This window comes from Bacillus cereus group sp. TH152-1LC, from assembly GCF_027710505.1.
In the GTDB taxonomy this organism is placed as follows: Bacteria; Bacillota; Bacilli; order Bacillales; family Bacillaceae_G; genus Bacillus_A; species Bacillus_A mobilis.
On sequence record NZ_JAQFNK010000015.1, the window covers coordinates 107172 to 133251 of the forward strand.

The window sequence follows — 26080 nt, forward strand, 5'->3', positions numbered from 1 at the left end:
TAAACCCTCCCATTAACTATATAAATACCTTTTTCTTCTTATCTTTGTTAATTTGAGCGTTATAATGAAAACTATACCTATACTGACATAAAAATATATATAAATCATATTTTTTACATAACAAAAAAAGCCAGTTCAACTGGCTTTTACTTATTGCTGCTCTTGTTTGTTTTCTTCTTTAGCAGCTTCTTTTTCTTGCTCTTCTTTTAGCAATACTTTTCTAGATAGATTCACACGACCTTGCTTGTCAATCTCGATAACTTTAACTGTAATTACATCACCGATCTTCACAACGTCTTCTACTTTACCTACACGCTCAAGTGCAAGTTCAGAAATGTGAACTAATCCATCTTTACCGCTGAATAATTCAACGAAAGCACCGAATTTCTCAACACGTTTCACTTTTCCTTCGTAGATTTCACCTACTTGTACTTCGCGAACGATATCTTCGATAATTTTCTTAGCTTTGTCATTCATTTCTTGATTTATTGAAGAAATGAATACTGTACCATCTTGCTCGATGTCAATTTTAACGCCAGTTTCTTCAATAATTTTATTGATTTGTTTACCGCTCGGCCCAATAACGTCACGGATTTTATCTGGGTTAATTGTCATTGTAATAATCTTTGGAGCGTAAGCTGATAATTCAGTACGTGGCTCTGCAATAACAGATAACATATGATTTAGAATGTGCACACGACCAACTTTCGCTTGTTGTAATGCCTCTTCTAAAATTTCACGAGATAGACCATCGATTTTAATGTCCATTTGTAGTGCAGTAACACCTTTTGCTGTACCTGCTACTTTAAAGTCCATATCACCTAAATGATCTTCCATACCTTGAATATCAGATAAAATTGTGTAATGCTCACCAGTTTTAACTAGACCCATTGCAATACCTGCAACTGGAGCTTTAAGTGGAACACCAGCATCCATCATTGCTAAAGTACTACCACAAATACTTGCTTGTGAAGTAGAACCATTTGATTCTAAAACTTCAGATACAAGACGTACTGTATATGGGAAGTCTTTTTCAGATGGAATTACAGGCTCAAGAGCACGTTCTCCTAGTGCACCGTGACCAATTTCACGACGACCTGGTCCACGCATCGGTCTTGTTTCACCAACACTAAATGATGGGAAATTGTAATGGTGCATAAAGCGTTTTGATTCTTCTACACCAAGACCATCTAAGATTTGCACATCGCCTAATGCACCTAATGTACAAATACTTAATGCTTGTGTTTGTCCACGTGTGAACAAACCAGAACCGTGTGTACGAGATAAAATGCCAACTTCTGATGCTAATGGACGGATTTCGTCACCTTTACGGCCATCTGGGCGGATTTTTTCAACTGTAATAAGACGACGTACTTCTTCTTTTACAATTTTATATAAAATCTCATTTACTTGTCCTAATGTATCAGCGTCAGCTTCCTGCGCTTCGTAATGCTCAATTACACGCTTTTTCACTTCGTTAATTGCATCTTCACGTGCATGTTTCTCATGTACTTGAATTGCAGAATGCATATCCTTCTCAGACATTTCACGTACAGCTTGATTAAGATCAGCGTCAACTTCATAAAGTTTCACTTCTGATTTCTCTTTACCTACAGCTTGTACAATCTCTTCTTGGAATGCAATTAGACGTTTAATTTCGTCATGTCCAAACATAATTGCTTCTAACATCGTTTCTTCAGGCACTTGATCTGCTCCTGCTTCAACCATGTTAATTGCATCTTTCGTACCAGCTACAACAAGGTGAATATCACTTTGCTCTTGCTGTTCTACTGTTGGATTAATAACGAATTCGCCATTAATACGACCAACTGTTGCACCCGCGATTGGACCTTCAAATGGAATATCTGAAATCGATAACGCTAATGAAGAACCAAGCATAGCTGCCATTTCAGAAGAACAATCTTGATCAACACTCATTACAATGCTGACAACTTGTACTTCGTTACGGAAACCATCTGCGAAAAGTGGACGAATTGGACGGTCGATTAAACGACTTGCCAAAATTGCTTTTTCACTTGGACGACCTTCACGTTTAATGAAACCGCCAGGAATTTTTCCGACTGCATATAAACGCTCTTCATAGTTTACTGTAAGTGGGAAGAAATCTACATTTTTTGGTTCTTTTGATGCAGTTGCTGTAGATAGAACCGCTGTATCGCCATATCTTACTAATACTGCTCCGTTCGCTTGCTTCGCAAGCTGACTTGTTTCAACTGTTAGCTGACGACCAGCTAAATCTATCGAGAAGACTTGCTTTTCTTGACTCATTTAAGTACCCCTCTCAATTTAAAGTATTCAATTCTTCTATGTAAATGGATAGTATATCACAATATTCTACCTCTAGTATTACCGAAAATGAAGTAAGCTATAAAGGGTAGAAGATATATTTTTACCTAACAAAAAAGCGGGAATATTCCCGCTTCTTTGACTATCGACGTAAGCCAAGCTTTGTGATTAATTCACGGTAACGTGTGATATCGCTATTACGAAGGTAAGTTAGTAAGTTACGACGTTTACCAACCATCTTTAATAGACCACGACGTGAATGATGATCTTTCTTGTGAGTACGTAAGTGCTCGTTTAGAGTGTTAATTTGCTCCGTTAGGACAGCAATTTGAACCTCTGGAGAACCAGTATCAGTCTCATGAGTTCTAAATTGTGCAATGATTTCATTTTTACGCTCTTGTGTTAAAGCCATCCTATTTCACCTCCTATTAATTAAACCCCCAATTACCTAGCAAGCGTCGGTGAGTCGCAATGCCAAGCAATGGTTGTCATAAAGTACATAACATAGAATACTACTTTTCATTTGAAAAAGCAAGTATATTCTTTTCGTTCACAAAATATTCTTGTGCTGTTTTCTTATCTTTTGCGATTTGTTCAACTAACTCATCGATGCCATTGAATTTCTTCTCTTCTCTTATACGCATATGCCACTCTACTGTAACATTTTGATCATATATGTCTTTGTTAAATTCAAATAAGTGCACTTCAATAGATAATTGACGCTCATCTTCTTTAAAAGTTGGTTTATATCCAATATTACATACACCATCGTACCATTCATCGTGAACCTTTAATCTCACTGCATAAACACCTACTGGTGGTAATAGATACTCATCACTTAAACCTACATTTGCTGTAGGAAAACCAATTTGACGTCCACGTTTATCACCGTGTACAACCGTTCCCCCTACTGTATATGCTCTACCTAAAATAGATGGAATTTGTTCCATTTCGCCATTTCGAATTAACTTTCGTAATGCTGTAGAACTTACTTTCTCTTCTTGAAATTCAACTTTTTCAATCACAGTCTGTGTAAACTCCCCTCTTGCATGAAATGGTAAAGTCTCCATCTTTCCTTTTCCTAAACGTCCATATGAATAATCAAACCCTGCTACTACATGCTTTACATTTAAACCAATAATATAATCATCTACAAATTGTTGTGGCAATAAGCCTGCAAACGATTCGTCAAATTTAATAACATATAATATATCGATCCCTAAGTTTTCGACTATTTTTTCTTTATCACACATTGGTGTAATATACTCCGCATGCGCTTCCTTTTTTCCTAAAACAACAGATGGGTGCGGATAAAATGTCATAACTGCACTTTTATATCCCCGTTCATCCGCTATTTGTTTCGCAGTTCGAATTACACATTGATGTCCTAAATGAATGCCATCAAAAAACCCTAATGCCATTACAGTCGGTGGTAATTCTAATTTATTTTGTTCATGTGGATGAGTTAAATGAATAAGTTTCACGCTTGAATTCACCTTTTTCTGTAATAATCCTTCCAATAATTCATTATAGCTTTAGTTCTTGATTATTCACAAGTACTTTCATCGGCTTTAGCATACCAGGGTGTTTTGGATGGTGCTCAAAAATTGCAAGGCAGCGATCATTTTTATCAAACACTGTTATAAATGGCGCTGTTATTTGCAATTCATTTTTTAAGAACATACCATTCTTTATTTTCTCTGCTTGCTTTTCATCTACAACAATTTTCGGGAACTTACTTAACGCTTCATCAATTGAAATGAAGATAGACTCTACTGTTCCATTTTGCACGTTTTCTTCAATTTCTTCAAATGATATGCAATCTTCTAATAAAAATTCTCCAGAAGCTGTTCTTACAAGGTGAGACATATGTGATGGAAAACCAAGTTTTTCACCAATCATTACTGCTAACGTTCTTACATATGTTCCTTTACTACACGTTACACGGAAACGGAATGAAATATTTTCCCCCTCAAACACTTCACGGTCATCTAGTAATACAAATTCATGAATTGTAATTGTACGAACTGGACGTTCAACTTCTTGTCCTGCTCTTGCATATTCATATAATTTTTTCCCGTTAACTTTTACAGCTGAAAACATCGGAGGCATTTGTTCAATCGTACCTGTTAATGCAGCAAGAGCCCCTTCTACTTCCTTACGAGTAATAACGCGATCTACATGTTTCGTTTCAACAACTTCACCAGAAGCATCTTCAGTTGTTGTTGAAAATCCAAGTGTTACTTCACCTTCATATGTTTTCGTCTCACTTGTTAAAAATTGTGCAATCTTCGTTGCTCGTCCCACACAAATAGGTAATACTCCTGTTACATCTGGATCTAATGTTCCTGTATGACCAATTCGTTTCTCACGCAATATCTTTCTTAATTTAAATACACAATCATGTGATGTCATGCCTTTTGGCTTATGTAATAATACTACACCTTCCATATATGTTCACCTCATCATAATTCTTTCATAGTAATTATCCAAAATTTATTTTGCATTGAAAAAATGGATAGACAAATGTCTATCCATTATTCTTCACGTTTATCGTCTTTATTAATTTGATGTAAAAGTGTATCAATTCGATGACCATATCCAATAGACTCATCAAACTCAAAGGAAATTTCCGGTGTTTTACGAAGACGAATACGTTGGCCAATTTCTGAACGAATGAAGCCTTTTGCCTTCGCTAAACCTTTTAATGTACTTTCTTTCTGTTCTTCATCACCTAAAACAGAAATATATACTGTAGCAATTTGTAAATCTCCACTCACTTGTACATCTGTTACTGTAACAAATCCAACACGTGGATCTTTAATTTTACGACTGATGATGTCGCCTAATTCTTTTTTCATTTGCTCGCCTACACGGTTTGCACGTAATTTCATAACTCTTCACCTCATTCAATACCATTCCAATTGTGTTATTGTACGTTCAATTTCAGGAAATGAATCGATGTACTCGAGTACACGATTCATTTCTTTTTCACAAATAACACGATTAGAGGATACAGAAACAATTGCAATTTCTGTACGTTGCCATACATCTTGATGCCCTACTTCTGAAACAGCTACATTATAACGCTGCTTCACACGAGTTAGCACCCGTTGCAAAATTGCTCGTTTCTCTTTTAAAGAATGCACATCGTAAATCATACACTCGAATGAGAGTGAAGCGATAATCATCGCTTCACTTCTTCCATAATGTACGCTTCAATGATGTCCCCTTCTTTAAGATCATTATATCTCTCAATTGTAATACCACACTCATAGTTTTGTGCAACTTCTTTTACGTCGTCTTTGAAACGTTTTAACGTATCAAGTTGTCCTTCGAAAATTACTACGCCATCACGGATAATACGCACGCCACTATCACGTGTAATTTTACCGTCAATTACGTAACAACCTGCGATTGTTCCAACTTTTGTTACTTTGAATGTTTGGCGTACTTCCGCTTGACCGATTACTTTTTCTTCGAATTCTGGATCCAGCATACCTTGCATTGCTGATTCGATTTCTTCGATTACTTTATAGATAATACGGTGTAAACGAACATCAACATTCTCTAATTCAGCTGTACGCTTCGCATTCACATCAGGGCGTACGTTAAATCCAATTACAATTGCATTAGATGCAGAAGCTAAAATAACATCAGATTCTGTAATCGCACCTACGCCTGTATGGATAATTTTAACTTTAACACCTTCAACATCAATTTTACGAAGTGACGCTGCCATTGCTTCTACAGAACCTTGTACGTCTGCTTTCACAATTAAGTTAATTTCTTTTACATCGCCTTCTTGGATTTGTTGGAATAAATCTTCAAGGCTTAATTTAGATTTCTCACCACGTTGAGCAAGTAACGCTTCTTGTGCACGTGATTCACCGATTTGACGAGCTTTCTTCTCATCAGCGAATGCCATGAAACGATCTCCCGCTTGTGGTACTTCGTTTAAACCTGTAATTTCAACAGGAGTTGATGGTCCAGCAACTTTTACACGACGACCAATGTCACTTACCATTGCACGAACACGTCCGAATGAAGTACCAACAACGATTGGATCTCCAACTCGAAGTGTACCGTTTTGAACAAGTAATGTCGCGATAGTTCCTTTACCTTTATCAAGTTGTGCTTCAATTACAGTACCAGTTGCATAGCGGTTTGGATTTGCTTTATATTCTTCAACTTCACTTACAAGAAGAATCATTTCTAGTAAGTTGTCAATTCCTTCACCTTGAATTGCAGAAATTGGTACGAAAATTGTATCTCCGCCCCAAGCTTCTGGAACTAATTCATATTCTGTTAATTCTTGCATTACACGATCAGGATTTGCCGCTGGTTTATCCATTTTATTCACAGCTACAATAATTGGTACTCCAGCTGCTTTCGCATGGCTAATCGCTTCAACTGTTTGTGGCATAACACCGTCATCAGCTGCAACAACAAGGATTGTAATATCTGTTACTTGCGCACCACGAGCACGCATCGTTGTAAATGCCGCGTGACCAGGCGTATCTAAGAATGTAATCTTCTTGTCATTTACTTCAACTTGGTATGCACCAATATGCTGAGTAATTCCACCTGCTTCGCCTGCAGTTACTTTTGAATTACGGATAGAGTCAAGTAAAGTTGTTTTACCATGGTCAACGTGCCCCATAATTGTAACTACAGCTGGACGTTCTTTTAAGTTCTCTTCATCATCTTGCTCATCGATGAATGTTTCGAATTCAGTCTCGCTTACAACTACTTCTTCTTCTACTTCAATACCATAATCAGTAGCAATTAACTCAATTGTATCTTTATCTAAGTCTTGGTTAATTGTTGCCATAATTCCAAGCATAAAGAGCTTCTTAATAATTTCAGACGGCTCTTTGCTTAATTTTTTAGCAAGCTCACCTACTGTAAGACTTCCAGAGAAAGTAACTTTATCTGGTGTTTCTACAGTTTGTGTTTGTTGTCTTCCAGCAAAGTTATCTTGACGTTTGTCTTCATTTCCTTTGCCTTTTTTCTTTTTCTTATTGCTGTTCTTTTTACTACGAACAACTTTTTCTTCTACTTCAAACTCATCTGCAACAGAAGGTTTTTCAGTTTGATACGCATTATCTAATTTATTTACTACTTCATCTTCTAACATTGTCATATGATTCGAAACCTCGATATTCATTTCTTTTAGTTTTGTCATAAGATCTTTACTTGAGATATTATGTTGTTTTGCATATTCATGCACTCGAATTTTACTCATACCTTCACCCCCGGTAATTTGTATCGAGCATGCTACGCAGCTTTTTCGCAAAGCCTTCATCTAACACAGCTACAACGACTCGCTCATCTCTCCCAATCGCATGCCCTAATTGTTGTCGATTTTCGACCTTTCTCATTGGTACGTTGTAATACGTCGTTTTATCCATGATGCGTTTTGTAGTATTTGCTGACGCATCTTCAGATAGCAATACAAGCTTTGCTTTGCCACTTCGTACTTCTTTTAAAACAAGTTCTTCACCCGAAATAATTTTCCGAGCCCGGTTTGCTAGTCCTAAAAACGATTTCCAATCGGACACTTATTTCGACTCCTTCTCAACAAGCTCAAGAAGCTCTTCGTATAGAGAACCGTCGATTTTCGCTTTTAGATGATGTTCCAAAACATTTTTCTTTTGGGCTTGAAGAATGCTATCTTTATCTTTTGATAAATAAGCACCTCGTCCTGATTTCTTTCCAGTTAAATCAATGGACACTTCTCCCTCTTTGGAACGAACAATGCGAACGAGCTCTCGTTTTGATTTCATTTCTTGCGTTGCAACACATTTTCGTAACGGAACTTTTCGATTGCTCATACTCATCACCTCTATTCGATTTCGTCTTCAACTGAATCGAATCCGAATGCGATTACGCTATCTTCTTCTGTTACAATACCAAGTTGTTTCGCATCAGACTCACTCTTAATATCAATTTTCCAACCTGTTAATTTAGCTGCAAGACGTGCATTTTGTCCACGCTTACCAATAGCTAATGACAGTTGGTGGTCTGGAACAACAACAGTTGTTGCTTTTTCTTCTTCATCTACAAGTACTTTAACAACTTGTGATGGGCTTAAAGCATTTGCAACATATTCTACTGGATCATTTGACCAGCGAACGATGTCAATCTTTTCGCCTTTTAGTTCGTCTACAATGCGTTGTACACGTTGTCCTTTTGGTCCTACACAAGAACCTACTGGATCAACATCAATGTTCTCTGCATGTACAGAAATTTTAGAACGATCGCCTGCTTCACGTGCTACAGAACGAATTTCAACAGTTCCATCATAAATTTCAGGAACTTCCATTTCGAATAAACGTTTTAAAAGACCAGGATGTGTACGTGATACGTAAATTTGTGGTCCTTTTGTTGTTTTTTCTACTTTCGTAATGAATACACGAATACGATCATGTGGTTTGTACTGTTCGTTTGGCATTTGCTCACTTACAGGTAATAAAGCTTCTACTTTCCCTAAGCTTACATAGATGAAACGAGCATCTTGACGTTGTACGATACCCACCATAATATCTTCTTCACGGTCACTAAACTCAGAGTAAATAACACCACGCTCTGCTTCACGCACTCGTTGTGTTACAACCTGTTTTGCAGTTTGTGCTGCAATACGACCGAAATCTTTTGGTGTTACTTCAATTTCTAGTACGTCACCATCTTGATAGTTTGGATTAATTTGTCTTGCTTCTTCAACAGAAATTTCAAGACGTGGATCAAACACATTATCAACAACGTCTTTACGTGCTAATACTTGAATTGTGCCCACTTCTGGGTTAAAGCTCACACGAACGTTTTGTGCTTGGTTAAAATTGCGTTTATAAGCAGAGATTAACGCTGCTTCAATCGCATCAATAATAATATCTTTGCTAATTCCTTTTTCTGACTCTAATACGAGCAAGGCATCTAACAACTCAGTGCTCATGAAGATCCCCCTTCTAACTAAAACGTAACAGCAAGTCGCGCATTTGCAACTTTGTCCATTGAAATTTGGATTTCTTTTTTACGTGTTTTAATTGTTAATAATAGTGTAATTGTAGTACCATCGTAGGAAAGTAGTTTTCCTTCAAACATTTTTTCACCATCAATCGGCTCATATGTTTTAATTGCCACTTGTTTTCCTACCGCTTGCTGGAAGTCTTTCTCTTTCTTTAATGGGCGTTCCGCTCCAGGAGATGATACATCCAAAAAGTAAAGATGAGGAATTGGATCCTCTTTATCTAAAGCTTCGCTTAAACGTTCACTTACCGCACCGCATTCTTCAATGTCGACTCCCTTTTCAGAATCGATGAATACGCGTAAGAACCAGTCTTGTCCTTCTTGCACATACTCTACATCTACAAGTTCAAGATTTAACTCTTCAACGATTGGCTGCGCAAATGCTTCTACTACTTCTGTGACTTTCTTATCCATAAACAGCCTCCTTCCTGCCGTCATGTACCATTTACAAGAAAAGACTCCGTCCATAAAACGGTTTATCTTATTCTTTCTCGTTAGCTAACAAAAGCCCCTGCCGTTAAGCAGGGAATATCTGTCTTAGTATTACCAAATTTAAGAAGTAAAACTTGTAACAAAATATGTATATACGACAGAAATTTCTTACCTCTCCACATCAATAAAACGTAGATAGTAACACGAAAGAGTGGGTTTCCCCACTCTTTTTTTTACACAATATACATGACATGGTTATCTCGGTTAATAGTATACCATAGCAAATGTTGATTTGCAAAGACTTTTCCTACCTACTAGAACAGTGATAACTGGTTTTGATCAGGTAGATCGCCTAAGCAACCTTGACTATCTAAATACTCAATAATTGTTTTCGAAACCTTACTGCGCTGCTGTAAATCTTCTTTTGATAAGAAATCTCCATTTTTACGTGCTTCTACAATACTTAAAGCGGCGTTTGTACCCAGTCCAGGCACTGCATTAAATGGAGGAATTAAAGAATCCCCATCAATAATAAATTCTGTTGCATGCGAACGGTATAAATCAACCTTTTGGAATGAGTATCCACGCTCACACATTTCAAGTGTCATTTCTAGTACTGTTAATAAACTTTTCTCTTTCGGCGCTGCATCCAAACCTTTTTGTGCAATTTCATCAATTTTTACACGTATAGATGCTGAGCCTTTCGCCATCGCCTCTACGTCAAAGTCATCTGCACGAACTGTAAAGTATGCCGCATAGAATAGAAGCGCGAAATGCACTTTAAAATATGCAATACGTACAGCCATAAGTACGTAAGCAGCCGCATGGGCTTTAGGGAACATGTACTTGATCTTCTTACATGAATCAATATACCAACCCGGTACATTATTACTTTTCATGTCCTCTTCCCATTCTTCTGGTACACCTTTACCTTTACGAACCGACTCCATGATTTTGAAGGCTAATGATGGGTCTAAACCTTGATAGATTAAATATACCATGATGTCATCACGACAACCGATAACTTCACTCAGCGTACATGTACCGTTATAAATTAACTCGTTTGCATTACCAAGCCATACATCCGTACCATGCGATAGTCCTGAAATTTGGACTAACTCAGAGAATGTCGTAGGCTTCGTCTCTTCTAACATCTGCCTTACGAATTTCGTACCAAACTCTGGTATACCAAGTGTACCTGTTTTACAGTTAATTTGTTCTTCCGTTACACCTAACGATTCAGGTCCTGAGAAAATTTTCATTACTTCCGGATCGTCTGTTGGGATTGTTTTCGGATCAATACCACTTAAATCTTGTAACATACGAATAACAGTTGGATCATCGTGTCCTAGTATATCAAGTTTCAATAAATTATCATGAATCGAGTGGAAATCAAAGTGTGTCGTTCTCCACTCAGCACCTATTGAATCTGCCGGGAACTGGATTGGTGAAAAATCAAAAATATCCATGTAATCAGGCACAACGATAATACCACCTGGATGCTGTCCAGTCGTACGTTTTACACCGGTACATCCTGATACTAAGCGGTCAATCTCTGCATTTCGAATCGTTAAGTTATGATCATTTGCATAACCTTTTACATACCCATAAGCGGTTTTTTCCGCAACTGTACCTATTGTACCCGCACGGTAGACATAATCTTCACCGAACAGTACTTTCGTATAGTTATGGGCACGTGGTTGGTATTCCCCGGAGAAGTTCAAGTCGATATCGGGTACCTTATCTCCTTTAAATCCAAGGAACGTTTCGAACGGAATATCATGTCCATCTTTCACGTATGGAACATTACATGCAGGACATTCTTTATCCGGCAAGTCAAAACCAGAACCTACAGAACCATCATTAAAGAATTCTGATTGCTTACACTTCGGACATACATAGTGTGGTGGTAATGGGTTTACTTCTGTAATTTCCATCATCGTTGCAACGAATGATGAACCTACCGATCCACGCGAACCTACTAGATATCCGTCTACTAACGATTTTTTCACAAGCTTATGTGAAATTAAATAAATTACGGCGAATCCATGCCCAATAATACTTTTTAATTCTTTTTCTAAACGCGCTTCTACAATTTCAGGTAACTCTTCACCATAAATGCTACGCGCCATTTTATAACTCATATCACGCGTTTCATCATCTGCACCCTCAATTTTCGGTGTATATAGATCATCTTTTACTGGATGAACATCACCAATTAATGATGCAACCTTTTGTGTATTCGTTACAACAATTTCTTTCGCAACGTCTTCACCTAAGAATGAAAAACACTCTAACATTTCATCCGTTGTACGGAAATGTACAGGCGGTAATGAATGTCGGTTTAACGGATTGGCTCCACCCTGCGAACTAACTAAAATTTTGCGATACATTCCATCCTCTGGATCTAAATAATGCACGTTTCCTGTAGCAACAACTGGTTTATCTAACGTCTCACCAAGTTTTACTAAATTAGAAATAATTGTTTTTAATTGTCCCTCATCTCGAACAAGTTCACGCTCTACTAAATGACGTAACACCTCTGGAGGCATTACTTCAATGTAATCATAGAACTGCGCAATTTCTTCTACCTCTTCAGGAGCTTTTTGCATCATCGCCTCAAACACTTCACCTTTATCACAAGCCGTTCCTACTAAAATTCCTTCACGATATTTTTTTAATAGTGACCTTGGTACTCGTGGTACTCGGTAAAAGTAATTTAGATGAGAATAGGAAACAAGTTTATATAAATTTTTCAATCCTACATCTGATGTGGCAAGTAACGTCATATGACTTGGGCGTCCACGCTTATACGCATCCCCTTGCCCCATGCTATCATTTAATTGATCGTGATATTCAAATCCCTTTTCAATCACATCTTTTAACATTTTCACAAGTAAGTATCCCGTTGCTTCTGTATCATAAATCGCACGGTGATGTTGCGTTAATTCAATATCAAGCTTTTTACACATCGTATTTAATCGATGGTTTTTCATTTCTGGGAATAAGAATCTTGCAAGTTCTAACGTATCAATAACAGGGTTATTCGTTTTTTCTAGTCCAGCCTTTTTAAAACCTACGTTAATAAAGCCCATATCAAAACTTGCGTTATGAGCAACAAGTGTATGGTCGCCCATCCATTCTTCAAACTTTTTAAACACTTCGTCCACTTCTGGTGCATCCGTTAACATATCATCTGTAATACCTGTTAATTCAATAATCGTCGCAGATAATGGTTGATGTGGATTTGCGAAAGATTCAAAGCGGTCAATAATTTCGCCGCCTTTTACTTTTACAGCCGCTAACTCGATAACAGTATCGTATACAGCTGATAAACCTGTCGTCTCAACGTCGAAAACAACATACGTTTCCTCTGCAAGTAAACGATGCGCTTCGTTATATGCAATCGGTACACCATCATTAACTAAATTCGCTTCTACACCATATATAACTTTGACCCCAGCCTTTTTACCCGCAGAATATGCCTCTGGGAAAGACTGTGCAACAGCATGGTCTGTAACAGCAATTGCCTCATGTCCCCATTTACCTGCTTGGGCAACAAGTCGAGAAACAGGCGTAACAGCGTCCATTTGGCTCATCGGTGTGTGAAGATGCAGCTCTACACGTTTTTCACCTTCTGGCGCTTTATCTTTACGAGACGGTCCTGTTATTTCATTAATATCATTTGCAATCATTACTAAATCTCGAACAAATGTATCATTTTGAACAGAACCACGCGCTTTCACCCACATTCCTTTTTTCAAGGATTGCAGCATAGGAATATCTTCTTTATCACGTGAGAACATTTTGATCATAATTGAATCCGTATAATCTGTTATTTTTAGAGTTAATAACGTACGGCCACTACGAAGCTCTTTCGTTTCTACATGGAAAACATACCCTTGAACTGTTTTTCTTCTTTCTTCATCTTGAATTTCTCGCATCGGTGTAATCTCTTCATCTGGCTTAATAAGATACCCAAGCACAACAGGTCCTTCATGCACAACGCTACTTTCTTCAGCTTGCTTCTTCGCCATTTCTTCCATAGCTTGTATAACACGTTCACGGTCTTCTTGCTGCGTTTGCTCACGAAACTTTTGCATTTCTTCTGTATTTTGCTGTATATGTGTGTCTAACTGAAAACGCGGGAATCCAAAAGCTTCGTATTGATCTCCTACTGGTTTCGCAACGTTTTTCTTTAAAGCAGTAGATTCCAGCTCATTATTCACATTTATTAGCAACTTCACTCCATTCACCTGCGGAAGCTGCTTCTTTAAGTAAGCAAACATAGGTGAAAATGTAATTCGTTCCGTACAAAGCGGCCAATACGCCCTCACTTCTTCTTCTGTAAATTGTTTATTCTCTGCTTCTAATGCAAATGTTGTTCTTGCAATATGAGAAAATGATTGCTTAAGCTTCGTTTCTAGCAATTCATATAATTCTGTAGGCAAAATACGTGGCACTTGTAAATCAAAATGCCAACTTTTATTCGCTTTATCAATAACGAGCCTTTCAATACCACCACCTTGTAAATATTGATTTATAAGGTCGTCTGGTATTTGCAACTGCTGGAGCAAAATTTGAAATCGCTCTTGTTGTTCATTTGTTAAAGACATAAGCACTCTCCTTCCATTTGCTATTATAAATTGAAACGTACTACAAAGAAAGATTTCTCCCTTCTTCTTTTACAAAATACGTTTACAAAGAAAGAGAAGGTACCTCATTACGAGGTACCCCTTCTTATTTTAAAGTATTTGCAATATATGTTTGAAGTTCTTCTACTTTCACTTCTTCAGACTCGCCTGTAGCACGTACTTTCACTTCTACAATACCTTCGTCTGCTTTTTTACCAACTGTCACGCGAACTGGAAGGCCGAATAAATCTGCATCTGCAAATTTAACACCTGCACGTTCTGCGCGATCATCTAGTAATACTTCGTATCCTTGTTCTTGTAATGAGTTGTATATGTTTTCACCCATTTCACGTTGTGCATCAGATTTCATATTTACTGGAATTACATGCACATGGAATGGTGCTACAGCTTTTGGCCAAACTAGACCGTTCTCATCATTAAACTGCTCTGCGATTGCTGCCACTGTACGAGATACACCGATACCGTAACAACCCATAATAAGTGGTTGTGTTTTTCCGTTTTCATCTAGGAATGTTGCGTTCATTGCTTCACTATAACGTGTTCCTAATTTGAATACATGACCAACTTCAATTCCGCGTGCGAAAAGAATTGTTCCGTTTCCGTCCGGAGATTGGTCTCCTTCTTGAATGAAGCGTAAATCTGTATATTGACTTACTTTAAAGTCACGTTCTGGATTTACATTTACATAATGGAATCCTTCTTCGTTCGCTCCTGAACATCCGTTAACAATTGATGCTACAGCATGGTCAGCGATAATTTCGATGTCACCTGTTACACCAATCGGTCCTAATGAACCAACTTCACAATGTAATAGTTCTTTCACTTCTTCATGAGAAGCAAGCTCAACAACTGAAGCACCGTATACATTTTTCACTTTTACATCGTTGACTTCATGATCACCACGAACAAGTACAACTACTAATTTCTCATCTACTTTAAATACCATAGACTTAATACAATTGTCAGCTTCAATGTTTAAGAATGCAGATACTTCTTCAATTGCTTTTTGATCCGGTGTTGCTACTTTTTCAAGTGCCTTTTCTGCTTCGTCACTCTTCGTATACGTAGCTACAACAGGAGCCATTTCGATGTTCGCTGCATAATCCGATGTATCAGAGTATGCAATTGTATCTTCACCAACATCAGACAATACCATAAATTCATGTGTATCTTTTCCGCCCATTGCCCCAGAGTCAGCAATAACCGCACGGAAATTCAAGCCACAACGAGCAAAAATATTAGAGTATGCTTTGTATAAACGATCATACACTTCATCTAAGCTCTCTTGTGTAGCATGGAAAGAGTATGCATCTTTCATTAGGAACTCTCTTCCACGTAATAAACCGAAACGAGGTCTTTGTTCATCACGGAATTTTGTTTGAATTTGGTATAATGTTAACGGTAATTTTTTATATGACTTCACTTCATCACGTACAAGATCTGTAATTACTTCCTCGTGTGTCGCTCCTAATGCGAATTCACGAGCGTTACGATCCTTCATACGCATTAATTCAGATCCGTAAGAATACCAACGGCCTGATTCTTGCCATAATTCTGCAGCTTGCATTGCTGGCATTAATAATTCTACAGCACCTGCGCGCTCCATTTCTTCTCGAACGATACGTTCTACTTTGTGTAGTACTTTTAAACCAAATGGTAGAAAACTATAAATACCAGAAGCATTTTGACGCATAAAACCTGCACGAAGTAATAACTGATGACTCTTAATCTCCGCATCAGCTGGAACTTCACGTAATGTAGGACTGAATACCATACTTTGTTTCATTTATTCGCACCTCTTCATTTTACTCTTATACGCAGTAAAACCCCTCACCTCGAGTTAGGTGAGGGATTTTATTCTACGATCTCTATTTCATTATAAGTTTCACTTTATTTTACAAGAAAAACTTACGAATGTCATTCCAAGTTACAACTAACATTAGTAACATTAATAATGCAAAACCAATAAAGTGAACCATACCTTCTTTTTGGCGGTCAATTGGTTTCCCTCGTAACGCTTCAATTAAGAAGAAGAACAAACGTCCACCGTCTAAAGCAGGGACTGGTAGTAAATTAAATAAACCAAGGTTAATACTTAAAACTGCTGCTAAACTTAATACACGTGTAAATCCATAATCTACAACTTGATCTGTTAGATTATAAATCCCTACTGGACCTGACAACTCATTAATAGAGAATTGACCAGTTACTAATTTCACAAGAGACTCAAAAATTAGTTTCGTCCATTGGTAAGTTTGTTCAAAACCTGATTTAATAGAACCCATTACTGTTTTCTCTACTGGAGAGTAAACACCAATTCTACCAACTTCTTCTTTACCTTCTTTATCGAGCGTTGGCGTTACTTTTACATTAAACTGTTCACTATCACGCTTTACTTGTAACGTAATTTCTTTATTTGGGTTTTCACGTACAATAGAAACAACATCTTTCCATGTACTTGTGTTCTTCCCATCGATTGCTTGAATTGTATCATTTTCTTTTAATCCAGCTTGCTGTGCTGCACTATTCTCCATCACTTTTCCGACCATTGGCTTGTCAACAGGAACACCTTGTACAAATCCAAGAATCACAAAAATAACAAATGCTAAAATGAAGTTCATTGCAGGACCTGCAAAGATTGTTAAAGCACGTTGACCCAATTTCTTAGAGCCGAACTGCCTATTATACGGAGCAATTTGAATTTCTTCACCTGCAGTAATGATACGAGCCTTTTCATTCACTCGGAATGTTTGAAGCTCTTCCTCGTACTCTTCATAGCCCGAAATTGTTAAATTATGCTCTAAATCAGCTTGTTCGACTTCAATGACACGAACATTTGGGTACTTTTCATATCCATCAAAAACTAATTTCGCAACTTCGTCTTTTTCATTTAATACAAGGCCAACCTTTTTCCCAGGCTTTAACTCAACTGTGTCTGCATCCTCGCCAGCCATTCTTACATAGCCACCAAGGGGCAGTAATCGAATCGTATACACCGTTTCATTCTTTTCAAATGAGAATATTTTCGGACCAAAACCAATCGCAAACTCACGGCATAAAATACCTGCTCTTTTTGCGAAATATAGATGCCCTAGCTCATGGAAAAATACGAGTGCACCGAAAATTAATATAAAGGCAATCGCTGTATTCAATTCCATAACCACCTTTGCTAAATTTGTTCCATCACAAACCGTCTTGTGGCTGCATCAATTTCCAGAATTTCCTCTAAGCTCGGACGTGCAATGACATTGTGATGGTTCATTGCTTTTTCAATGAGGTCTTCCACTGTTAAGAAACCAATTCTCTTTTGTAAAAAAGCTTCAACAGCTACTTCATTCGCTGCATTCATTACAGCTGGCATACTTCCACCTGCTTTTCCAGCTTCATACGCAAAACGTAGGCAACGGAATCGTTCTTGGTTCATTTCCTCAAAATGCAACGTTCCTATTTCCCATAAATTTAACTGTTTTGTGTCTGAAAGAGGCAATCGATCAGGATATGTAAGTGCGTATTGAATTGGTACTCGCATATCAGGTGAGCCAAGCTGTGCCATTACACTACGATCTTCAAATTCAACCATAGAATGGATAATACTTTCTTTATGTAAAACAACATCGATTTGCTCATAAGGGATACCAAAAAGCCAATGTGCTTCAATTACTTCTAGCCCCTTATTCATCATTGTAGCAGAATCAATTGTAATTTTCGAACCCATTGACCAGTTTGGATGTCGAAGCGCATCTTCTACGGTCACATGATGCAATTCATCTCTCGTTTTATCACGGAAACTTCCACCAGAAGCAGTAATAACCAGTCGAGAAATTCTTTTTTCATTTTCACCATTCAAACATTGAAAAATAGCTGAATGTTCACTATCTACTGGAAGTAACGAAACATTATGTTTTCGCGCTGCTTCCATTACAAGATGCCCTGCAGTTACTAATGTTTCTTTATTTGCAATTCCAATTGTTTTTTTCGCCTCAATTGCACGAAGTGTTGGTAACAACCCTACGCTACCTACAACAGCATTTACTACAATCTCCGCATCTGGATGTAATGCTACTTCTAAAAGCCCTTCACTACCATATACAATTTTTGTATTACCAGAGACAGCTTGTAATTTTAAAACATCTTCCTCTCTTTGCACAGAGACGATTTGCGGAGAAAATTCTTGAATTACCTTTACTGCGTAGTCAATATTTTTCCCTACAGAAAAAGCAACGAGACGGAATTGGTCTGGGTGCGAGCGTAATACATCTAAAGTTTGTGTACCAATTGATCCGCTTGCACCTAATAAACTAATGTTTTTCATGACTCCAACCCCTCGTTCATTTATTAATTATATTGTAATAAGAAGTAGAGAATTGGTAAAACAAATAACCAACTATCTGTTCGATCTAATATACCGCCATGCCCAGGTAAAATTGTACCTGAATCCTTTACGCCATAATGACGTTTAAATGCAGATTGTACTAAATCGCCAATTTGTCCAAAAATAGAAATGATAATTGTCAACACAATTAAAATCCCTACATTAGCCTCAACTGGGAAGAACATATTATAAACAACTGCCACAACAATTCCACAAACGATGCCACCTAATGAACCTTCAATCGTTTTATTAGGACTAATTTCTGGCCATAATTTTCTTTTTCCTAATGCTTTTCCTACGAAATATGCGCCTGAATCAGTAGCCCATATAACAAATAATGCACAAAACACATATTTAATTCCCAATATTCTCGTTTCATTCAAATATAGGAATCCCATTCCAACATATGCTGTTGCCATTAGCAAAAATGAAGCATTGTCAAAAGTAAATGTATTCTTAGAAAGGACTGTATATGATAAAAGTAATAAAACAATCACAAATGTGATTTCTAATTTACCTAATCCAATCTGCGTAAACAGTTCTGATGCACTACTTGGAATTAAAATAATCCATAATAATACTGCCGCTAAAACTGTTGGTACTGAAATAAGCGTAAGCTTATTCATACGAATTAATTCATATAAACCTATAGAAGCAAGTGCATACACTAAAACCGTAAAAGGCACGCCACCGTAAATTACGATGGGAATGAATAGCGCGGCAGCAACCACTCCAGTAATAATTCTCTGTTTCACTACCAAACCCTCTCTTTCTACACGCCTCCGAATCTGCGCCCTCTATGCTGAAAGTCTGTAATCGCATTTAGCAAATGTTCCTCGGTAAAATCTGGCCAATACACATCTGTAAACCAAAATTCCGAATATGCAATTTGCCATAACATGAAATTACTAATACGTAGCTCACCGCTCGTACGGATTAACAACTCTGGGTCAGGTAAAGAACTCGTCATTAAATAGGAAGAAAGCATTTCTTCACTTACATCTTCAACGCGAATTTTTCCTTCCTCACTATCTTTCACCATATGTTGCACAGCAGAAACGATTTCATCTCGACTTCCATAGTTTAACGCGAAATTAAGAATTAATCCCGTATTCTCTTTCGTATCTTCCATGGCCTTCTCCATCGCTCTGCGTGTATGCGTAGGAAGACGATCTTGTTGTCCTATTACTCGGACTTGTACGTTCTCTTCAATCAATTCTGGTAAAAATGTACCCAAAAATTCTTCTGGAAGCCTCATTAAATAGTCAACTTCCTTTTTCGGTCTTTTCCAGTTCTCAGTCGAAAAAGCATAAAGAGTTAATATTTTAACATTAAGTTTGCTTGCAAATTTTGTAATTTTCTTTACAACTTGCATGCCTTCATGATGTCCCGCAATACGAGGCATCGCTCTCCTCTTTGCCCATCTACCATTACCATCCATAATGATGGCAATATGTTCTGGGATGTATCCTTTTTTCACTTCTTCAACGAGATGATCAAACGATGCGTCCTTTTTACTTTTAAAAAAAGGAAAATTTTTAAACATCATTCATACCCTCCAGCAAGCAGACATATGCCTAAAAGTGTAAAAAGACCCCCTTAAGAAGAGGGTCATATTTGCGAAGATATCGCTATTACACTTCCATGATTTCTTTTTCTTTGTTTTTTGCGATTTCATCAACTTTTGCGATATATTTATCTGTTTCTTTTTGGATATCTTCAGTATATCCTCTTAAATCATCTTCTGTAATCTCGCCAGCTTTTTCAAGCTTCTTAAGATCATCGTTACCGTCACGACGTACGTTACGAACAGCAACTTTCGCTTCTTCAGCATATTTTTTCACAACTTTAACAAGATCACGACGACGCTCTTCTGTTAATGCAGGGAATGCAATACGAATTACAGTTCCATCATTAGAAGGGTTTAAGCCTAAATCTGCTTTTAAAATTGCTTTTTCGATATCACCGATAGAAGTTTTATCATAAGGTTGAATTACAAGTAAACGTGCTTCTGGAACTGTAATGTTCGCTAATTGCACAACAGGTGTTGGTGCACCATAGTAATCAACTTGTACCTTATCTAATACAGACGAGCTTGCACGACCTGCGCGAACTGTTGCCAATTCACGAGAGTAAGCAGCAACTGCTTTTTCCATTTTTTCATTTGAAGACTTCAATACTTGTTGTCCCATATTTATTTCCCCCTTACAACTGTTCCGATATTTTCGCCTAAAACGGCACGTTTAATGTTACCTTTTTCCATAACAGAGAATACAATTAATGGAATATCATTGTCCATACATAAAGAAGAAGCTGTTGAATCCATTACACCTAAACCTTCTTTTAATACATCTAAGTAAGTAAGTGTTTCGTATTTCGTAGCTGTTGGGTCAAGAGATGGATCTGCATTATATACGCCATCCACATTGTTTTTCGCCATTAAGATAACGTCTGCTTCGATTTCCGCTGCACGTAGTGCTGCTGTTGTATCTGTAGAGAAATATGGGTTACCTGTACCTGCTGCAAAGATCACAACACGTTTTTTCTCTAGATGACGAACTGCTTTACGACGAATGTAAGGCTCTGCTACTTGACGCATTTCGATTGAAGTTTGAACACGAGTTTGAATTCCAATGTTCTCCAGGCTATCTTGAAGAGCTAATGAGTTCATAACTGTTGCTAACATACCCATGTAATCCGCTCCAGCACGATCCATTCCCATTTCACTTCCGATTTTTCCACGCCAAATGTTTCCGCCACCAACAACAACAGCAACTTCTACATCAAGTTCTGCAATTTCTTTTACTTGTTCCGCAACTGATTTAATAACAGATGGGTTAATTCCAAATCCTTGTTCGCCAGCTAACGCTTCTCCGCTTAGCTTTAATACGACACGATTATATTTCGGTTTACTCATAATGAACCTCCAATTGCTTACATCTTTATTTTAAAAAAGGGAACACAATGTGTTCCCTAATCTGTATTAGTTACTACCTTTTACTTGGTTCATTACTTCTTCAGCAAAGTTGTCTTCGCGTTTTTCGATACCTTCACCAACAGCGTAGCGAACGAATCCTTTTAATGTTCCGCCTTTAGACTCAACGAACTGACGAACTTTCATATCAGGGTTTTTAACGAATGCTTGGTCAAGTAAGCAAATTTCTTCGAAGAATTTGCCAAGACGGCCTTCAACCATTTTTGCAACGATTTTTTCAGGCTTGCCTTCGTTTAAAGCTTGTTGTGTTAATACTTGACGCTCATGCTCAACTTCTTCAGCTGTTACAGCATCGCGGTCGATGTATTTAGGGTTAACTGCTGCGATGTGCATTGCTACATCTTTAGCAGCAGCTTCGTCAGTAGAACCTTCAAGAACTGTTAATACACCAATACGTCCACCCATGTGTAGGTAAGCGCCGAATGCATCAGCATCAGTTTTTGTTACGATTTCGAAACGACGAAGTGTAAGTTTTTCACCAATTTTAGCAATTGCTTCGTTGATGTGCTCTTCTACTGTTTTGCCGCCTTCGATTGTTTGAGCCATAGCTTCTTCAATGTTAGCTGGTTTGTTAGCTAATAAGTGAGCAGCTAATTCTTTAATTAATGCTTGGAAACCTTCGTTTTTCGCAACGAAATCAGTTTCAGAGTTTAATTCTAAGATTAAACCTTCGTTACCGTTTGTTTCGATGAAAGTTAAACCTTCAGCAGCGATGCGGTCTGCTTTTTTAGCAGCTTTCGCAATACCTTTTTCACGTAAGAAGTCAATTGCCTTCTCCATGTCGCCATTAGTTTCAGTTAAAGCTTTTTTGCAGTCCATCATACCTGCGCCAGTTTTTTCACGTAATTCTTTTACCATTTGTGCAGTGATTGCCATACTATTCATCCTCCTAAAATATGTATTTATACTTTTTATAAAGGTGTTTATACCTTAAAAAAGGTGATAAAAGGCCGAACCCCTTATCACCTTTCCAACTTTGTTACGCAGTAACAGTTTCTTCACCTTGTTTTGCTTCAAGGATCGCGTCTGCCATTTTAGATGTAAGAAGTTTTACAGCACGAATTGCATCATCGTTTGCTGGGATAACGTGATCGATTTCGTCTGGATCACAGTTTGTATCAACGATACCGATGATTGGAATGTGTAATTTGCGTGCTTCAGCAACTGCAATACGCTCTTTACGAGGGTCTACTACGAATAATGCACTTGGAAGACCTTTCATATCTTTAATACCGCCTAAGAATTTCTCAAGACGCTCTAACTCTTTTTTAAGTTGAACAACTTCTTTCTTAGGAAGTACTTCGAAAGTACCATCTTCTTGCATTCTTTCGATGTCTTTAAGACGCTTGATACGTTTTTGGATTGTTTGGAAGTTTGTTAAAGTTCCACCTAACCAGCGTTGGTTAACGAAGTACATACCAGCACGAGTTGCTTCTTCTTTAATAGCTTCTTGTGCTTGTTTTTTAGTACCTACGAATAAGATGTCTCCACCTTCAGCAGCGATGTCGCGCATCGTTCTGTAAGCTTCCTCAACTTTTTTCACAGTTTTTTGTAAGTCGATGATGTAGATACCGTTACGCTCTGTGAAAATGTAACGCTTCATTTTTGGGTTCCAACGACGAGTTTGATGTCCGAAATGAACACCAGCTTCAAGCAATTGCTTCATAGAAATTACTGACATAATATAGTTCCTCCTAAATGGTTTTTGATATCCTCCGTTTACTTCATCTCTAAGCGAAACTACAAACGTAGCACCAACACTTAAATCAGTAAACGTGTGTACTTTGTACTGACACCACTGCCTACTATATCATACTGAAATATTACAATCAAGTCGAAAATGCGAACAATGTAAAACTTTCTTTGTTCACACTCGAATTCTAGTATTACCAACCTGTATTTCTTTTAAGCAAAAAAATGAAATTCAATTCATAGCTTTTCCGAAAAATATGATTATGACGCTATTTGCAAACAACATTAATCTTTTATACACAAAAAACTCTCCTCAAAAAATGAGGAGAGTTTTATAAATTAGTTTGTTTTTAATTTAGCAAGTTCCTGTAGAAACTTGTCGTTTAGCACTTTAATGTATGTTCCTTTCATACCTAAAGAGCGAGACTCAATAACACCAGCACTCTCTAATTTACGAAGTGCATTTACGATTACAGAACGAGTAATTCCTACGCGATCAGCAATTTTACTTGCAACAAGTAAACCTTCTGTTCCATTTAATTCTTCGAAGATATGCTCGATTGCTTCTAACTCACTGTAAGATAATGAGCTAATCGCCATTTGAACAACAGCTTTACTACGTGCTTCCTCTTCGATTTCTTCTGCTTTTTCACGTAAGATTTCCATACCTACTACAGTTGAACTGTATTCAGCAAGGATTAAATCATCGTCTAAGAACTCTTGACCAAGACGAGCTAATACTAATGTACCTAGACGCTCACCGCCACCAACGATTGGTACGATTGTAGTTAAACCTTGACCGAATAATTCTCTATTTTCTACCGGGAATGCTGTGTAAGCACTGTTTACATCTAAGTTAGAAGATGTTTCTGTAATGTTGAATAAGCTTTGTGTGTATTCTTCCGGGAATTGACGCTCAGCAAGCATTTGTTTCATACGCTCGTTCTCAATTTGTTGGTGAATTGCATAACCTAGTAATTTACCACGACGGCTTACTACGAATACGTTCGCTTCGATTACTTCACACATTGTATCAGACATTTCTCTAAAGTTTACAGGCTTTCCTGCTGCGCTCTGTAATAACGCATTTAATTTTCTTGTTTTTGCTAATAATTCCATTTCAAAAGTTCCTCCTACATGTTACTCACATATTTTTTCATCACTTGGAAACTAGGGCGAGTCACCTGATGACACTATTACAAAATAAACTGGCTCACATCTTTATTTTTAGCAATCGTTGCTAATTTCTCCTCAACGTATTGAGGTGTTATCGTTATTTTCTCTAACGTAATTTCAGATGCTTCAAACGATAAATCTTCAAGGAGCTTCTCCATAATCGTATGAAGTCTTCTTGCTCCAATATTATCTGTATCCTGATTAACTTGATAAGCAATCTCAGCAATCTTACGAATAGCTTCGTCTGAAAATTCAATTTCTATACCTTCAGTCGCTAATAAAGCCATATATTGTTTAATTAACGCATTGTCAGGCTCGATTAATATTTTAACAAAATCATCTGTCGATAATTTTGTTAATTCTACTCGAATCGGAAATCTCCCTTGCAGTTCCGGAATTAAATCCGACGGTTTAGACATATGAAACGCTCCAGCTGCAACGAATAAAATATAATCCGTTTTTACTGATCCGTATTTTGTCGCAACATTCGACCCTTCTACAATCGGCAGAATGTCACGTTGCACACCTTCACGTGATACATCTACGCTATTCGACTGCTTACCAGCAATTTTGTCAATTTCATCGATAAAAATAATCCCGAGCTGTTCAGCACGATAAACAGCCTCTTGTGTAACTTCATCCATATCAATTAAGCGCTGTGCTTCCTCATTTGTCAAGAGGTTTCTTGCTTCTTTTACAGAAAGTTTACGTTTTTTTGTTTTTTTCGGCATAAAACTTCCTAATGCATCTTGGAAATTCATCCCCATTTGTTCCATGCCAGTTCCTTGTAACATATCGAACATGGAAGACTGTTGCTCAGTCACTTCAATCGATACAATTTCATCTTCAAGAAGTCCTGCAGCAAGCTTTCTTTCCACATCTTGACGTTTCTTTTCGATTTCAACATCTTCCTGTGCATCAGATGTTTGATTCGAATTTTGAGCACCGCCAAATAGCATTTCTAATGGGTTTTTAAATCCAGATTGTTTCTCCGGACTCGGCACTAAAATTTCAACAAGACGTTGGTTCGCTTGTTCTTCCGCTTTGTCTTGTACTTTAATTACCATTTCTTCTTTCACGATACGAACTGACGTTTCCACAAGGTCACGTACCATCGATTCTACATCTCTACCTACATATCCAACTTCTGTAAATTTGGTAGCTTCAACCTTAATAAAAGGTGCTCCAACGAGTTTCGCCATTCGTCGTGCTACCTCTGTTTTACCAACACCCGTTGGTCCAATCATTAAAATATTTTTAGGCGCAATTTCATCACGTAGATTTTCAGCTAATTTACTTCGACGATATCGATTTCTTAAAGCTACAGCAACCGCTTTCTTCGCATCTTTTTGACCGATAATGTATTGATCTAATTTTTCCACAATTTGACGCGGAGTAAAATGTAAATGCATATAAAATGCC

General features: G+C 37.6%; 23 protein-coding genes. All 23 read right to left on the bottom strand.

What is annotated here, in order from left to right:
* Positions 1 to 150 precede the first annotated feature (150 nt).
* Entirely contained in the window at positions 151 to 2289 is a 2139-nt protein-coding gene (pnp, locus tag PDL00_RS25180) for a polyribonucleotide nucleotidyltransferase (protein WP_097816845.1), read from the bottom strand.
* Positions 2290 to 2449: 160 nt separating this feature from the next.
* A complete protein-coding gene (gene rpsO / locus PDL00_RS25185) occupies positions 2450 to 2719 on the bottom strand; it encodes a 30S ribosomal protein S15 (RefSeq protein ID WP_001229392.1) in 270 nt (89 codons plus the stop codon).
* A 100-nt stretch (positions 2720 to 2819) separates the two neighbouring features.
* Positions 2820 to 3791 carry a bifunctional riboflavin kinase/FAD synthetase gene (gene ribF, locus PDL00_RS25190; protein WP_270731883.1) on the bottom strand — a complete coding sequence of 324 codons (972 nt, stop codon included), beginning with the start codon at positions 3789 to 3791 and terminating at the stop codon, positions 2820 to 2822.
* Between the two features lie 43 nt (positions 3792 to 3834).
* On the bottom strand, positions 3835 to 4758 hold the full coding sequence (gene truB / locus PDL00_RS25195) for a tRNA pseudouridine(55) synthase TruB (protein ID WP_063260410.1): 924 nt from the start codon (positions 4756 to 4758) through the stop codon (positions 3835 to 3837).
* Between the two features lie 86 nt (positions 4759 to 4844).
* Positions 4845 to 5201 (bottom strand): 30S ribosome-binding factor RbfA, encoded by a 357-nt coding sequence (gene rbfA / locus PDL00_RS25200; RefSeq protein WP_000776444.1) that lies wholly within the window; start codon positions 5199 to 5201, stop codon positions 4845 to 4847.
* A 15-nt stretch (positions 5202 to 5216) separates the two neighbouring features.
* Positions 5217 to 5498 (bottom strand): DUF503 domain-containing protein, encoded by a 282-nt coding sequence (locus PDL00_RS25205; RefSeq protein ID WP_000582364.1) that lies wholly within the window; start codon positions 5496 to 5498, stop codon positions 5217 to 5219.
* Positions 5495 to 7555, bottom strand: coding sequence for a translation initiation factor IF-2 (gene infB / locus PDL00_RS25210; protein WP_000036353.1), 2061 nt, complete (start codon positions 7553 to 7555; stop codon positions 5495 to 5497). Before infB ends, PDL00_RS25205 begins: the two co-directional genes overlap by 4 nt.
* Positions 7556 to 7559: 4 nt before the next feature.
* Entirely contained in the window at positions 7560 to 7871 is a 312-nt protein-coding gene (locus PDL00_RS25215) for a YlxQ family RNA-binding protein (protein WP_001286520.1), read from the bottom strand.
* On the bottom strand, positions 7872 to 8144 hold the full coding sequence (gene rnpM, locus PDL00_RS25220; RefSeq protein WP_262740378.1) for an RNase P modulator RnpM: 273 nt from the start codon (positions 8142 to 8144) through the stop codon (positions 7872 to 7874).
* Positions 8145 to 8155: 11 nt separating this feature from the next.
* Entirely contained in the window at positions 8156 to 9262 is a 1107-nt protein-coding gene (gene nusA, locus PDL00_RS25225) for a transcription termination factor NusA (RefSeq protein ID WP_000102596.1), read from the bottom strand.
* Positions 9263 to 9279: 17 nt separating this feature from the next.
* Positions 9280 to 9750 (bottom strand): ribosome maturation factor RimP, encoded by a 471-nt coding sequence (gene rimP / locus PDL00_RS25230; protein WP_000359099.1) that lies wholly within the window; start codon positions 9748 to 9750, stop codon positions 9280 to 9282.
* A gap of 332 nt (positions 9751 to 10082) precedes the next feature.
* Positions 10083 to 14384, bottom strand: coding sequence for a PolC-type DNA polymerase III (locus tag PDL00_RS25235; RefSeq protein ID WP_061678198.1), 4302 nt, complete (start codon positions 14382 to 14384; stop codon positions 10083 to 10085).
* 124 nt (positions 14385 to 14508) lie between these two features.
* Positions 14509 to 16209, bottom strand: coding sequence for a proline--tRNA ligase (locus PDL00_RS25240; RefSeq protein WP_270731893.1), 1701 nt, complete (start codon positions 16207 to 16209; stop codon positions 14509 to 14511).
* A gap of 109 nt (positions 16210 to 16318) precedes the next feature.
* Positions 16319 to 17575, bottom strand: a complete 1257-nt coding sequence (rseP, locus tag PDL00_RS25245; RefSeq protein WP_270731898.1) for an RIP metalloprotease RseP — start codon at positions 17573 to 17575, stop codon at positions 16319 to 16321.
* Positions 17576 to 17592: 17 nt separating this feature from the next.
* Positions 17593 to 18735, bottom strand: coding sequence for a 1-deoxy-D-xylulose-5-phosphate reductoisomerase (dxr, locus tag PDL00_RS25250; RefSeq protein WP_242250671.1), 1143 nt, complete (start codon positions 18733 to 18735; stop codon positions 17593 to 17595).
* 23 nt (positions 18736 to 18758) lie between these two features.
* On the bottom strand, positions 18759 to 19550 hold the full coding sequence (gene cdsA / locus PDL00_RS25255) for a phosphatidate cytidylyltransferase (RefSeq protein ID WP_000813582.1): 792 nt from the start codon (positions 19548 to 19550) through the stop codon (positions 18759 to 18761).
* A gap of 17 nt (positions 19551 to 19567) precedes the next feature.
* Positions 19568 to 20344 carry an isoprenyl transferase gene (gene uppS, locus PDL00_RS25260; protein WP_270731902.1) on the bottom strand — a complete coding sequence of 259 codons (777 nt, stop codon included), beginning with the start codon at positions 20342 to 20344 and terminating at the stop codon, positions 19568 to 19570.
* Between the two features lie 85 nt (positions 20345 to 20429).
* Positions 20430 to 20987 (bottom strand): ribosome recycling factor, encoded by a 558-nt coding sequence (frr, locus tag PDL00_RS25265; protein WP_000531505.1) that lies wholly within the window; start codon positions 20985 to 20987, stop codon positions 20430 to 20432.
* 2 nt (positions 20988 to 20989) lie between these two features.
* The gene (gene pyrH / locus PDL00_RS25270) at positions 20990 to 21712 is read right to left on the bottom strand and encodes a UMP kinase (protein WP_000042667.1); all 723 of its coding nucleotides are present in this window, start codon (positions 21710 to 21712) and stop codon (positions 20990 to 20992) included.
* Between the two features lie 66 nt (positions 21713 to 21778).
* Entirely contained in the window at positions 21779 to 22666 is an 888-nt protein-coding gene (tsf, locus tag PDL00_RS25275; RefSeq protein ID WP_001018585.1) for a translation elongation factor Ts, read from the bottom strand.
* A 103-nt stretch (positions 22667 to 22769) separates the two neighbouring features.
* A complete protein-coding gene (gene rpsB / locus PDL00_RS25280; RefSeq protein WP_000111485.1) occupies positions 22770 to 23471 on the bottom strand; it encodes a 30S ribosomal protein S2 in 702 nt (233 codons plus the stop codon).
* 350 nt (positions 23472 to 23821) lie between these two features.
* Positions 23822 to 24601, bottom strand: coding sequence for a GTP-sensing pleiotropic transcriptional regulator CodY (gene codY / locus PDL00_RS25285; RefSeq protein WP_000421290.1), 780 nt, complete (start codon positions 24599 to 24601; stop codon positions 23822 to 23824).
* A gap of 77 nt (positions 24602 to 24678) precedes the next feature.
* Positions 24679 to 26070 (bottom strand): ATP-dependent protease ATPase subunit HslU, encoded by a 1392-nt coding sequence (hslU, locus tag PDL00_RS25290; RefSeq protein WP_270731911.1) that lies wholly within the window; start codon positions 26068 to 26070, stop codon positions 24679 to 24681.
* Between the last annotated feature and the right edge of the window lie 10 nt (positions 26071 to 26080).

Coding starts and splice junctions, on each gene's coding strand:
- pnp (WP_097816845.1), bottom strand. CDS start 2,289: ATGAGTCAAGAAAAGCAAGTCTTCTCGATAGATTTAGCTGGTCGTCAG.
- rpsO (WP_001229392.1), bottom strand. CDS start 2,719: ATGGCTTTAACACAAGAGCGTAAAAATGAAATCATTGCACAATTTAGA.
- truB (WP_063260410.1), bottom strand. CDS start 4,758: ATGGAAGGTGTAGTATTATTACATAAGCCAAAAGGCATGACATCACAT.
- rbfA (WP_000776444.1), bottom strand. CDS start 5,201: ATGAAATTACGTGCAAACCGTGTAGGCGAGCAAATGAAAAAAGAATTA.
- PDL00_RS25205 (WP_000582364.1), bottom strand. CDS start 5,498: ATGATTATCGCTTCACTCTCATTCGAGTGTATGATTTACGATGTGCAT.
- infB (WP_000036353.1), bottom strand. CDS start 7,555: ATGAGTAAAATTCGAGTGCATGAATATGCAAAACAACATAATATCTCA.
- rnpM (WP_262740378.1), bottom strand. CDS start 8,144: ATGAGCAATCGAAAAGTTCCGTTACGAAAATGTGTTGCAACGCAAGAA.
- nusA (WP_000102596.1), bottom strand. CDS start 9,262: ATGAGCACTGAGTTGTTAGATGCCTTGCTCGTATTAGAGTCAGAAAAA.
- rimP (WP_000359099.1), bottom strand. CDS start 9,750: ATGGATAAGAAAGTCACAGAAGTAGTAGAAGCATTTGCGCAGCCAATC.
- PDL00_RS25235 (WP_061678198.1), bottom strand. CDS start 14,384: ATGTCTTTAACAAATGAACAACAAGAGCGATTTCAAATTTTGCTCCAG.
- PDL00_RS25240 (WP_270731893.1), bottom strand. CDS start 16,209: ATGAAACAAAGTATGGTATTCAGTCCTACATTACGTGAAGTTCCAGCT.
- dxr (WP_242250671.1), bottom strand. CDS start 18,735: ATGAAAAACATTAGTTTATTAGGTGCAAGCGGATCAATTGGTACACAA.
- uppS (WP_270731902.1), bottom strand. CDS start 20,344: ATGATGTTTAAAAATTTTCCTTTTTTTAAAAGTAAAAAGGACGCATCG.
- frr (WP_000531505.1), bottom strand. CDS start 20,987: ATGGGACAACAAGTATTGAAGTCTTCAAATGAAAAAATGGAAAAAGCA.
- pyrH (WP_000042667.1), bottom strand. CDS start 21,712: ATGAGTAAACCGAAATATAATCGTGTCGTATTAAAGCTAAGCGGAGAA.
- tsf (WP_001018585.1), bottom strand. CDS start 22,666: ATGGCAATCACTGCACAAATGGTAAAAGAATTACGTGAAAAAACTGGC.
- rpsB (WP_000111485.1), bottom strand. CDS start 23,471: ATGTCAGTAATTTCTATGAAGCAATTGCTTGAAGCTGGTGTTCATTTC.
- codY (WP_000421290.1), bottom strand. CDS start 24,601: ATGGAATTATTAGCAAAAACAAGAAAATTAAATGCGTTATTACAGAGC.
- hslU (WP_270731911.1), bottom strand. CDS start 26,070: ATGCATTTACATTTTACTCCGCGTCAAATTGTGGAAAAATTAGATCAA.